General features: G+C 42.9%; 6 protein-coding genes. All 6 read left to right on the forward strand.

Features of this window, described 5'->3' with window-relative positions; genetic code table 11:
• The first annotated feature begins 51 nt into the window (after positions 1 to 51).
• The 6 genes from ACWXW9_RS10705 to ACWXW9_RS10730 all read left to right on the forward strand — a co-directional run bounded on the left by ACWXW9_RS10705 (position 52) and on the right by ACWXW9_RS10730 (position 12,830).
• Positions 52 to 786, forward strand: a complete 735-nt coding sequence (locus tag ACWXW9_RS10705) for an aspartate/glutamate racemase family protein (protein WP_494929380.1) — start codon at positions 52 to 54, stop codon at positions 784 to 786.
• A complete protein-coding gene (locus ACWXW9_RS10710; protein ID WP_494929381.1) occupies positions 768 to 1,814 on the forward strand; it encodes a methyltransferase in 1,047 nt (348 codons plus the stop codon). The genes ACWXW9_RS10705 and ACWXW9_RS10710 overlap by 19 nt, the downstream gene beginning before the upstream one ends.
• A 133-nt stretch (positions 1,815 to 1,947) precedes the next feature.
• The gene (locus tag ACWXW9_RS10715) at positions 1,948 to 2,907 is read left to right on the forward strand and encodes an acyltransferase domain-containing protein (protein WP_494929487.1); all 960 of its coding nucleotides are present in this window, start codon (positions 1,948 to 1,950) and stop codon (positions 2,905 to 2,907) included.
• Positions 2,901 to 5,201, forward strand: coding sequence for an ACP S-malonyltransferase (fabD, locus tag ACWXW9_RS10720; RefSeq protein ID WP_494929382.1), 2,301 nt, complete (start codon positions 2,901 to 2,903; stop codon positions 5,199 to 5,201). The genes ACWXW9_RS10715 and fabD overlap by 7 nt, the downstream gene beginning before the upstream one ends.
• Positions 5,182 to 8,202 carry a type I polyketide synthase gene (locus tag ACWXW9_RS10725; RefSeq protein ID WP_494929383.1) on the forward strand — a complete coding sequence of 1,007 codons (3,021 nt, stop codon included), beginning with the start codon at positions 5,182 to 5,184 and terminating at the stop codon, positions 8,200 to 8,202. Before fabD ends, ACWXW9_RS10725 begins: the two co-directional genes overlap by 20 nt.
• Positions 8,178 to 12,830: an SDR family NAD(P)-dependent oxidoreductase gene (locus ACWXW9_RS10730; RefSeq protein ID WP_494929384.1), complete on the forward strand. Its 4,653-nt coding sequence runs from the start codon at positions 8,178 to 8,180 to the stop codon at positions 12,828 to 12,830. The genes ACWXW9_RS10725 and ACWXW9_RS10730 overlap by 25 nt, the downstream gene beginning before the upstream one ends.
• Positions 12,831 to 12,876: the final 46 nt, after the last annotated feature.

Below are 12,876 nucleotides of genomic sequence, written 5' to 3' on the forward strand. Positions count from 1 at the left end.
TCGCCGTCTTTCACTAATTAACTGATAAATCATTGAAGGAGGAGACGGGAAATGAGGACAATTGGGCTAGTTGGTGGTTTAAGCTATGAATCGACGTTATTTTACTATAAGTATATTAACGAGCGTGTCAATCAGCAGCTTGGAAAAACTAATTCGGCTAAGCTGATTTTAAACAGTTTGAATAACGAGGAAGTTTTGTCTCTTGTAAATGCTAATCGCATGAAGGATGTCACGGAGATATTAGTCAATGCTGCAATCGTAGTTGAGAGAGCTGGTGCTGATTGCTTGCTGATATGTTGTAATTCTGTTCATCAAGTAGCCGAAGAGGTACAGCGTCGTATTCATATTCCCCTTCTTCATATATCAGATGCGGTTGCAGATAAAGTATCCGAAACCGGCGTTAAGTGTGTTGGGCTTATTGGCACCAACTTTACAATGAGCGAGACATTTTATAAGCACAAGCTGGAGGCTCGGGGGATTGATGTTATGCTTCCAGATCAGCTTGACCGCAACTATATACATCAAGTGATCTTCAACGAATTAGTGTTTGGCCTATTTACCATTGAAGCCAAGCGAAAATTTCAGAGCATTATACTTAAATTGATCTCTGAAGGTGCTCAGGGAGTCATTCTGGGTTGCACAGAGATTCCGCTACTTATTAATCAAAAGGATGTCAACGTTCCTGTATTTGACACTACTTCTTTGCATGCAGACAGAGGAATTGATTTTATTTTTGAAGATTTGAATAGCAGAGAGGAGTTATCGCTATGGAAACATCAAATGTAAACAAAATTGAGGTCAAGCCGGATTCTATACCACCACAAGCTATTGTAATGGGGTATATTGGAAGTTATTTCTTTTCGTTTGTGATCAAGACTGCAACGGATCTGGGTGTGTTTAAAGGATTGCAGGAAGGGAAAAAAACAAACGATACGTTAGCGGCTCATTTGAAGCTAGATCCGGCTTCTTTACGAAGATTGTTAAGAGCACTAGTTGCTATGGATCTCCTTAAGCTTGATGCATCTGGCAATTACGAGGTAACGGCGTATGGAGCGACGTTGCAACCTGGTATAACACCTCAATCAATTGAACCCATTGCAAATTATCTGCTCGGTGACTTTATTATTGAACCTATGATGAATTTGGGTCACAGCATCAGGACAGGACGACCTTCATTTGACAATTCCGCATGGTTTGAAGCAGGAAAAATAAATGTTGAGCAGCAGCAAGTGGTCAACCGTGCCATGGAAGTGTATTCAAAAGTAAGCTTACCGACAATACTGAATTCATATTCGTTTGCTGAGTTCGATGTCATAGTGGATGTTGCAGGGGGCCTAGGACAAATATTGACTGGAATTCTGAAAAATCATATTAATAGCCGCGGTATTTTATATGATCTGCCATCTACGATTGAGCGGGCAAAGGAATACATAGATTCCGTAGATATGACGGATCGTTGTGTATTAATTGGTGGAGATATGTTTGAATCAGTTCCGACCAGTGGAGATCTATATATTATCAGTAAAGCGTTAAACGACTGGGATGATGAGCATGTTCTGTCTGCACTCAGCAATATACGCTCAGCCATGTCCAGTGACTCTAAATTAATTATTATAGAGATGCTTGTTGATGATGAGCATCCGACAAAAGAAGAGGTGATTCGGGATTTACTGTTTTTGGCCGTTACTCCAGGCGGGGGCGTTAGAACCCAATCGGAGTTTGAGGTACTGATACAACGATCCGGTTTACAAGTTACACGTGTTATTCCTACTCTGGATCAATTCTGCATCATTGAATGTCAGCGAGAACTCTAATTACTGAGTATTAGCTTTTATCGATAATCTAAAGTCCATTTTGTAAAGTTATGTTCATAAACAGATGAACATAACTTTTTTCATATGCATTTGCAAGTGGAGGCGATGTGTTATCAATCAGCCAATTGTGTTTATGTATCCGGGGCAGGGGTCACAGTACTACCACATGGGAATTACGTTGTACCAACATTATGATGTGTTTAGAGTATGGATGGACGCATTAAACGACCAGGTGTACGGACTCATTGGGGAATCAGTACTCGATGTAATTTATGATCCAGGCTGCAAGGTAGGCGATCGTTTTGACCGTACGTTATACACTCACATTGCGATCTTTATGGTGGAATGCTCGCTTACGAAGGTATTTCTGAGTCGTGGAATCGAGCCGGATGTTGTTATAGGGACAAGTCTGGGAGAATATGCAGCAGCGGTAACCGCAGGAATATGGAGTATGGAAACGGCTCTTCAGGCAGTGGTTCGACAAGCAGAATTGCTTGAATTAACCTGTGATGCAGGAGGAATGCTGGCTATTCTGCACAATTTGAATGTATATTCGTCTGATCCGCTGTTGAGTGAGCTCTGTGAACTTGCATCTGTAAATCATCAATCACATTTTATTGTATCAGGTAGTGTCAGGAATATTGATCGTGTAGAGCAATTGCTTAAAAGTAGGGGAGTTGTTTGCTTTCGGCTCGCAGTTTCACATGGGTTTCACTCTTGTAGTATTGATCCCGCTGAGAAACCATACCTGAACTATGTGCAGCAGCAACTTCTACAAGAACCTATGATTCCTTATGTGTCAAGCGTCTATGGTACAACCATTGGACGGCTGGAACCGGATTATTTTTGGAAGGTTGCCCGTTACCCGATCCGGTTCGCTGAGGCAGTAAGTTATATAACTCAGGAACAGAGAGAAGGTATCTATATTGATATGGGCCCTTCCGGTACGCTGGTAAATGTCATGAAAAATTTGCCTATATATGATCATAAACAAACGGCTTTATCAATTATGACACCTTTCCATAAAGACTCTAATCAATTGGATGACATTATACGGCGTTATGCTGATTCAAAGGAGAATGGTGTATGTTAGCATTTGTTTTCCCTGGACAGGGCTCGCAGCGTAAAGGAATGGGCGAAGGATTATTTGAGGAATTTCCTGAGCTTACACGGCAGGCTAATGCCATTCTTGGTTATCCTATAGAAGAATTGTGTTTGGTGGATGCCCACAACAAGCTGCAGAATACGGAATTTACACAGCCTGCTCTATATACTGTCAACGCATTGATGTATCTAAAAACGATGCAAGTAAGTGGTGTTTCTCCCGAAATCGTAGCAGGACACAGTCTGGGTGAGTACAATGCATTGTTTGCGGCAGGTGTCTTTGATTTCGCCACAGGCTTGAAGTTGGTGAAAAAAAGAGGAGAATTAATGAGTCTTGCCGACGGTGGCAAAATGGCAGCCGTTATAGGGATGGATATGAACAATATTCGTCAAACACTAACGCAGAATAGACTGAACGGCATAGATATAGCTAATCTTAATTCTCCACAACAAGTGGTGATATCCGGATTGGAAAAAGACATGGTGCGGGCTCAGTCGATTTTTGAGGAGACGTCTAGTATCACCTATATTCCACTCACTGTGAGTGGCGCGTTTCATTCCAGATATATGGAGGAAGCCGGACATAAATTTGCAGCCTATTTAGACGCATTTTCATTTTCCGATTTGAACATTCCGGTTATCTCCAATGTCAGTGCCAGACCTTACACGAAAGTAGAATTAAAAACCAATCTGGTTCGACAAATGACAAGTTCCGTAAAATGGTGCGAGACCGTCCAGGTTCTCCTGGGACTGGATCCTATTGAGATCAGAGAAATCGGACCAGGTCATGTATTGACAGGATTGATCCAGAAAATCAAACAGGGTGCTGCTCCTATCACGTTGTCTCAGGAAGAATGGAACCGTGAAGAGTCTGAACGAAACCAGGTTGCCAATGAGGATGAGGCGCCTACTAGGCCACTTGTGTCCGGAATCACAGCAGAGTTTCTCGGTTCTGAAGAGTTTAGAAAGGATTATGGAGTCAAATATGCCTATTTGACCGGGGCTATGTTCAAAGGGATATCAACCAAAGAGATGGTAGTCAAGATGGGTAAAGCAGGAATGATGGGTTTTCTGGGTACCGGAGGTTTGTCTATTCCTCAAATTGAATCTGATATTCAATACATTCAGCAGGAGTTGGATGAAGGACAAGCTTACGGAATGAATTTTCTGCATACACCCGGTAAGCTTGATAGAGAGAGGGAACTTGTAGATCTCTATCTCAAATACCAAATACGTACCATAGAAGTTTCCGCATTTATTAATATAACAGAGTCACTAATTCGCTATCGTGCTGCTGGTTTATCCGATAACCCGGATGGAACGGTAGCGGTCAGCAACCGTATTCTCGCCAAGGTATCCAGACCGGAGGTTGCGGAAAGCTTTCTGAGCCCGGCTCCTGCATTTTTAGTGGAGAAAATGGTCCAAGCCAAGCAAATTACGCAAGAACAAGCGAGAAGGCTGGCAGAGGTCGCAATGGCGGATGATCTATGCTTGGAAGCCGATTCCGGGGGACATACAGATGGCGGAGTAGCTTATGTATTAATGCCTGCTATCACGAAACTGCGTGATGATATGATGAAGAAATATGGATACAAGAAAAAGGTGAGAGTTGGCGCAGCAGGGGGTATTGGTACCCCTGAGGCTGCCGCAGCTGCATTTATGCTAGGTGCCGATTTTATAGTTACTGGTTCTATTAATCAATGTACTGTGGAAGCTGGCACTAGCAATGATGCTAAAGATATGCTTGAACAGATCAATATTCAGGATACGACCTATGCTCCAGCGGGAGATATGTTTGAATTAGGGGCCAAAGTACAGGTTTTGAGAAAAGGTGTGTTCTTTCCAGCCCGGGCTAGCAAGCTCTATGATCTATATCGTCAATATAATTCATTGGACGAGATTTGCGACAAGGATCAGAAGCAGATTCAGGAAAAATATTTCAAACGAAGTTTTGAAGAGATATACGAGGAAGTTAGACGGCACTATCCACAGCAGGAGATTGAAAAGGCGGAACTAAATCCCAAGCGTAAAATGGCTTTAATTTTCAAGTGGTATTTTGCTTATTCGTCGTATTTGGCGTGCAGCGGGGAAGCGGACAATCGGCTCGATTATCAGATTCAGTGCGGTCCGGCCCTGGGCTCATTTAATCAGTGGGTTAAAGGAACAGAATGGGAACACTGGCAGCATCGTCATGTAGATGACATTGGCATCAAGATCATGACAGAGACAGCCCGGGTGCTGAATCAGAGATTTGCCGCATTTCATGGAGCAGTTCATAAGTAAAGTTCAATCGGGAAGAGTGAGGCGGATGAGGTCAAAAAAGGCGGATATCGCAGTGGTAGGTATGTCATGCCGTTTTCCTGGCGCATGTGATTACAACCAATTTTGGAATAATCTCGAAGCAGGTATAGACTCTGTTCAGGAAATTACCCCTGATCGATGGGATGTAAATACTTACTATACAACGGATATAGACAAACCTGGTAAAAGCATAAGTAAGTGGTGTGGTTTATTGGAGCAAGTTTATGACTTCGATCATCAATTTTTTAAAATATCCCCTCGTGAAGCTCTTTGTATGGATCCTCAGCAAAGACTAATGCTGGAGGAGACTTGGCATTGTATTGAAGATTCGGGTATCTCTTTAGCCACACTTCAGAATAAACGGACTGCTGTCTATGCAGGTGTTATGACGACGGATTATCGCCAGAAGCTGATGGATGAAGAGCGTGGAATGGACGGTTATGCATGTCTGGGCAACTTTGAAAGCCTGTTGTCTAATCGCATTTCCTATACGTTTCATCTTCAGGGAGCCAGCCAAACTATTAATGCTGCTTGTGCATCTTCGCTTGTCGCTGTGCATGAAGCGAAGCAAGCACTAAGGCTTGGAAAATGTGACTATGCGTTGGTTGCCTGTGTAAATCTGAACCTTCATCCATGGAAATATGTTTCTTTTTCCAAGTCCCGCATGCTAAGCCCTGATGGTGTGTGCAGGGCTTTTGATATCAATGCTAATGGTTATGTGCCCGGGGACGGGGTGGCTGTTCTTTTGCTGCATCGATTAGATGAGGCTGTTAAAGAAAAAAACCATATCTATGGAATTATCAAGGGTTCTGACGTAAACCATTCAGGTAAAAGTCAGTCGATCACGGCTCCACGTATGCAGGCACAGCAGGATGTCATCAGAAATGCGTACCAAGATGCAGATTTGCGTCCCGACATGGTCAATTATGTAGAGGCTCATGGGACCGGCACTTCCTTGGGAGATCCCATAGAACTGGAAGCCTTGACCCGGGCGTTCCGACATTTTACAAATGAGAACCAATTTTGCAAGATCGGATCTGTCAAAACCAATATTGGCCATCTGGAAAGTGCTGCAGGACTGGCAGGTATGATTAAAGTCTTAATGATGATGAAGCACAGAAAAATTCCTAGAACGCTCCATCTGAAGACTCCGAATCCCATCGTGGATTGGGCTAACTCACCGTTTATTCCTGCAAAAATCTTATCATCCTGGGAATCAGCCGAGGAGGGCGGTCCATTACGTGCCGGTATCAGCTCTTTTGGTTTTGGTGGAGTCAATAGCCATATATTGCTTGAGGAGTATCAGGAGGCTGGGACAGATGAGGCTCCCGATTCAGACAAAAGTGAATTCTTTATTTTATCTGCAAAGAGTCAAGAGGCACTGGGAAATTTACAGGAGACATGGAGAACATTTATTACTACTTCCGATTTTAAAGCTTACCGCCTGAGTGATATAAGTAGCATATTGCTTGTGGGCAGAGAGGCGTTCCCGTACCGTTGTGGCATACTGGCACACCATAAAGAAGAACTGAAAGTGAAACTGCAGATCGGTCATTTGCCTCAAATAAAAACGGAGAAATGCTCTTGGGAACTGAACATTAGTGATCTCCCTTGGGGGAGTTATGCAGATATTGAGCCATTGTATGAAGAATGCAGTGTATTCAAGCAGGCTATCGATGATGCCATGAAGACATTAAGAAGCTTGCATGTAGGCCGAAGAATATGTAGTGGTTTCTTTCAGGAGTCTTGGACTGGTCTGGAGAAATCACTATATCAATTAATCACAGGGTATGCATACGCATCCACACTCGTATCTCTGGGGGTAACTCCATCTGCCGTCACCGGACATAACGACGGCTGGTGGGTTGCGATGGCTATAAGCGGTATTCTGACATTGCAGGACATACTCGCCGTGAAAACGGGAAAACGTGAGCTAAAAGACGTAATGGTTTCTTGTCCTGTTATTCCTCTTCGGGAGCCGGTAACAGGTTATATTCATATGCCACTACAGTGTAATGAAGCTTACATCCGCGATCTAATCAGTTTGACGGTACGCGGAGTGAAAGAACAAACAGGTTCTCAAGTTCCAGGATCACTGATTGATAACGGGTTGCAATCATATATCGAAAAATCAAGGTTATTGTACCCTGTCCAGCATACCTTTAAAGGATACATTGACGATTGGGAAACCGTTATTCAAAAAGAGACACGTTTTGGTATTGTCGGAATGTTATGCGATGAGCAGCTTTTTAAGTCATGGGACGTAAACCCCGATCTACTCTTGATCGTGCTTGCAAGTTCCTTGAGAAAACTATATCGGAAGTGGAATTTGGAAGAGCAACAGTTCATTATTGAATCACGATTGGAAGAAATATTGGACTTGCTGGACGAGGGGATATTACCCAAAGAAACGCTTGTACGAATACTGACACAAAACAATACAGTAGTAACGGCAGTTGCAATTATAAACAGTAATCTGATAAAGATTCATTCTGATCGTAAATATGCTTTAATGAAAAAATACTACCGGGATGAACTGGAAGCAGCCATGAATCCTGAATGGATCCACAGGGCAGAAACTGCAGATAATGGTTTGTTAAGCCAAGCGGATATGGAGGTTGTATATGTGGGCAACTGCAATCCCACTTCTGATCTTGGCATACATTTTGGAACAGTAGGTGATACGGTTACAAGGTTTTACGAAAGTGTTCTTCAGCTGTGGTTAAAAGGTGCGTCAATACGTTGGAATCGATTATTTCAAGGAAAGTCATATTGCAAAGGTGGCTTACCGGTATACCCATTTGATCGAAATACGTTTCAGATCAATGAACGAAAAGGGCAATCAGTTGCAAGCAATACTCTTGAATTAGAGGACCGGAAGCTTAAACAATTGCTGCAAAGTCTTGAGAAAGGTGAGCTTGAAATTGATGACATCAAAAGGGAAATGGGGGATGCGTGGTGTCAGACGATCAATTCACAATAGATGCGATTTTACATTTGATTAAAGAGGGCAAAATGACTTCAGACCAAGGATTTGAGCAAATTCGTAAAATCAGAGAGTACACATCTTCCCTAAAATCGGCGGAAAGAACAACTATATATTATCAGCCGCAGTGGAGAGAATGTCTTCCCAATTCCGCCGGAGGAATTCCCGAGCAGGTTGTAGTTTTCGATACGGATACCTATCTTTGGACTGGTTTGAAAAACTGCGGAATTAAGGCTGTGCTTGTACAGCCAGGGGATACTTATCGATCTGTACAAAAAGACGTCTATGAAATAGACCCTTTAAATCCGAAGGACTACGGGATGTTGTTCAGTGCTTTAAAACAAAACAAGCAGAGTGCTAAAGCCCTTATTCATGCTTGGTCGAATCAACGATTTGTCCCCGAGAAAGAAGGATTGCAGGTTCAGCTCGAACGTGGAATTTATTCTTTATTATACATTAGTCAGGCATTAATGAAGGAAACTTTGTCCAAACGATGTAAGTTACTTTACGTTTATCAAGGAAGCGATCAGCCTCAATACGCCGCAGTGTCTGGATTTGCCAGAACACTTCGAAAAGAAAATCCTGCACTGATATATGCTACAGTGGAACTGAGTGAGTCAGCCGAAGCATCTCTTGACCAATTGTTAAGTGAATTTTCTGCGGATGATGAAGAGGTTGAAATTCGTTATCAGCAACAAAAAAGGCTTGTTCGTTATATGTCACTTATAAATGAATTTGGGACCTCTGCTATTCCATTGCGGGAAAAAGGAACTTATATGATTACTGGAGGTTTTGGAGGATTAGGCTCCATTTTTGCCGGATACTTGGCCAATAAGTACAAAGCTCGTCTAGTTATCGCGGGGCGTTCGCCGCTTACAGCTGAACATGAGCAAAAGATAAAGCGATGGGAGCATAGCGGGGCAAGTGTTTTGTATGTGCAGGCAGATATTTCAATGCGTGAAGAATGCGCCGCAGTGGTTACCAAGGCAAAAGAAAGATTTGGTGACATCCATGGGGTGATACACACGGCAGGCGTGCTGCGGGATGACTATATTTTCAGGAAGTCTGTCGATCAAATAGAGGAAGTGCTGGCTGCCAAGCTGTATGGAACTGTATGGCTGGATGAGGCGACCTGTCATGAAAACCTGGACTTCTTCCTAATGTTCTCTTCCATTATGTCGGTCATAGGGAATGCAGGCCAGTGTGATTATGCATACGCAAATGCTTTCATGGACTATTATGCCCATCGACGCACATCCTTGTTGCAGACGGAGGGAAGGGGAGGGAAGACTTTACTGATAAACTGGCCGCTCTGGAAAGAGGGGGGGATGACGGTAGACGCACCTACTCTTGCTTTCATGGAGAATTCAATGGGTATTATTCCCATCTCCACCGAAGAAGGTATTACAGCATTTGAAGATGCGCTACATATGCCGGGTCATCAGATGATTGTTTTAAAAGAGAATCCATTAAAAAAAATGAAGTTGTTTAATTCTAATTCTAATGGGAGAACCCCTACGCAGAGGCAACTCTCTGAAGCGGATGAACAAATGCTTTACCATCGCTTGTGCGAGGACATCGGAATGATTACTTCGGAAATTCTATTTGTGGATAAAGATACGATCGAAATGGATGCAGACCACAGCGATTACGGATTTGATTCCATTTCTACCACCGATTTTATTAACCGGATCAATCAAAAATTTCATTTGGAACTGACTCCGCCTATATTCTATGAATTTGTGAATATGGGTTCTTTTGCTTCTTATTTAAAAGATAACTATACAGAACGAATGACTTCTTTATATGGTGCTGATTCTTCCTCATCTCCGCTCCATACGGCTGAATCCGTGAAAAAAGTTGTAGTGGAGCCAGCGACTGTTCCATTAAACACTCAGGCTCAAGCCGCTGAGAACACAATGGAACCGATTGCTATCATCGGCATCGCTTGCAAAATGCCCCAGTCCGATAATCTTGAGGAGTTTTGGCTGAATCTGGAGGCGGAAAAGGATCTAATCACCGAAATTCCGCCAGATAGATGGAATTGGAAAGATTATGATGGAGATCCAGCTAAGGAAATGGGGAAAACGAATATAAGATGGGGTGGTTTCATGAAAGACATCGATGCTTTCGATGCTTTTTTCTTTGGGATTTCCCCCCGAGAAGCGGAATTAATGGACCCGCGTCAGAGAATTTTTTTGGAGACCGTCTGGAAAGTAATTGAGGATGCCGGTTACAAAGCTTCAGCATTATCTGGTAGCAAGACGGGGGTATTTGTGGGTGCCGGAAGCTCAGACTATGACGATCTATTGAAAGAGCAAAAGATAGAAATGCAGGCATACACACCAACAGGACTGTTCAACTCCATTTTAACCAATCGGATTTCTTATCTGTTGAATTTTCATGGACCCAGTGAACCTATTGATACGGCTTGTTCAAGTTCTTTGGTTGCTATACATCGCGCTGTGGAAAGCTTGCGTAATGGTGAATGCGAAGTTGCTATTGCGGGCGGTGTGAACGTACTGGCAAGCCCCAATCTGTATATTGCTTTGGCCAAGGCCAGTATGTTGTCTGAAGATGGAAGATGCAAGACTTTTGATAAGAAAGCGAACGGATATGTTCGGGGTGAAGGTAGTGCTGCGGTAATGCTAAAGCCCCTCTCACAAGCCAGACAGGATGGTGACCACATTTATGCGGTGATCAAGGGGACGGCAGTCAATCATGGAGGTCGTGCGAACTCGCTCACAGCACCCAATCCAAACGCTCAGGCAGATTTAATCGTGGATGCATGGACCAAATGCGGGCTGGACCCTTCTACGGTGAGTTATATAGAAGTACACGGCTCGGGCACACCATTGGGTGATCCGATTGAAATTAACGGACTGAAAAAAGCTTTTCATGAATTATATACCGCTTGGGGCAGACAGCCATCGGGTAAAGCTCATTGCGGAATAGGTACAGTAAAGACAAATATAGGTCATTTGGAATCAGCGGCCGGCATCGCAGGTCTAATCAAAATGGTACTGTGCATGAAACATAAAAAGTTGCTTAAAACATTACATTATGAAGAACTTAATCCATATATTCAGTTGGAAAACAGCCCGTTCTATATTGTACAAAGTACAAGAAATTGGGAAAAGATGGGGCGTGATATTCCTCGACGTGCAGGTGTAAGTTCTTTTGGTTTTGGCGGGGTAAATGCTCATGTAATTGTAGAGGAATATGAGCATAGCTCAGATCGTAACGAACAAAATGAACCACAAATATTCTTGTTTTCAGCCAAGAGCAAAGACATACTTTATCGCTATGTCGAGGTGATCCGTACATTTTTATTAAAATCTGAGGCAAATATGAGCGACATAGCTTTTACGCTCCAGATCGGTAGAGAGGCTATGGAGGAAAGACTGGCTGTAGTTGCAGGGAGTATTGAGGAGCTGGCGGGGAAACTGGATCTCTATCTTCAAGAGAAAGGTAACATGGAAAATGTTCACACAGGAAATGCAAAGTCAAATAATTCCTCTTTGCAAATCTTAATAGAGGGAGAAGAGGGAATGGCTTTTATGAAACTACTTCTGAGCAATAAGAAACTGGAGAAGCTTGCGCAATTATGGGTGAGAGGCATGGAGGTAGAGTGGACATTATTGCATCCTCATACTAGACCACAGCGAGTATCGTTGCCTACGTATCCTTTTGAAAAACAACGATATTGGGTTCCTATCACAAAAGTGGAAGAAGGTAAGGATGAGGCAAATATAGCCCGCCTCCATCCATTACTGCACGAAAATACCTCCATCTTATCGGAGCAGCGATTTTGCACATCTTTTACCGGACAAGAATTTTTTGTAAAGGAAGAATCGGGTACGAATTATAAGCAGGTTCCTGGAGCGGTGCTGGTGGAAATGGTAAGAGCGGCCGTAAAATGGTCAACTGATACCCAACTGGAAGAGCATAAATATATTCAATTGAAAAACAACGTTTGGGGAAGCCCGATTTTAATTCACTCGGGAACTATTCAAGTAATCACTGCACTTTATGCTGAGGATCATGATGAAATCAGCTATGAAATCTATCAAGCTGGACAGCAAGGTCAAGAAATGCAGATATACAGTCAAGGTTACATTGCTCTGAAAGATAGGGTTAACCATAATTATGTTGATTTACAGACCTTGCGTATGGATTGCAATCAGCAATTGTTGTTGTCTGTCGATCATCTGCCGGAAATTGAAGAGGTCTATGCAGGCGTGGACATAATCCTAGTCAAGTTATCGCTATCTCACAACCTGTCTGAATCCATGCAGCTATATAAGGTACATCCGAATTTGATTCATGCAGTTATTGAGGTTTCTGCCTTATGGCAGACTCACATTGAAAATAATCATACACATGCGGATATATCATATCACCCTGTATCCATAAAGGAACTGGACATCTATGATTTTTGCACATCCAATATGTGGGCCCAAATTAAATATGTTCCTAATAGAGGGGCTGAGAATTATACACCATCATTGGATGTAGATATGTGCGACGAGCAGGGGAAGGTCTGCATACGTATCAGGGGTCTGGTAGCGGCACCGAATGAACATCTGCTATTCAGAGCGGATTCTGATTATGTTCTTGGATGAATTCAATTATAGAAGGGGTTTTGGTCATGACGAGTACAATGACGCT

This window comes from Paenibacillus sp. LT-B23, assembly GCF_059417685.1.

Excerpts from the sequence above, each read along its gene's own strand:
- ACWXW9_RS10705 (WP_494929380.1), top strand. The coding sequence starts at position 52 with ATGAGGACAATTGGGCTAGTTGGTGGTTTAAGCTATGAATCGACGTTA.
- ACWXW9_RS10710 (WP_494929381.1), top strand. The coding sequence starts at position 768 with ATGGAAACATCAAATGTAAACAAAATTGAGGTCAAGCCGGATTCTATA.
- ACWXW9_RS10715 (WP_494929487.1), top strand. The coding sequence starts at position 1,948 with ATGTATCCGGGGCAGGGGTCACAGTACTACCACATGGGAATTACGTTG.
- fabD (WP_494929382.1), top strand. The coding sequence starts at position 2,901 with ATGTTAGCATTTGTTTTCCCTGGACAGGGCTCGCAGCGTAAAGGAATG.
- ACWXW9_RS10725 (WP_494929383.1), top strand. The coding sequence starts at position 5,182 with ATGGAGCAGTTCATAAGTAAAGTTCAATCGGGAAGAGTGAGGCGGATG.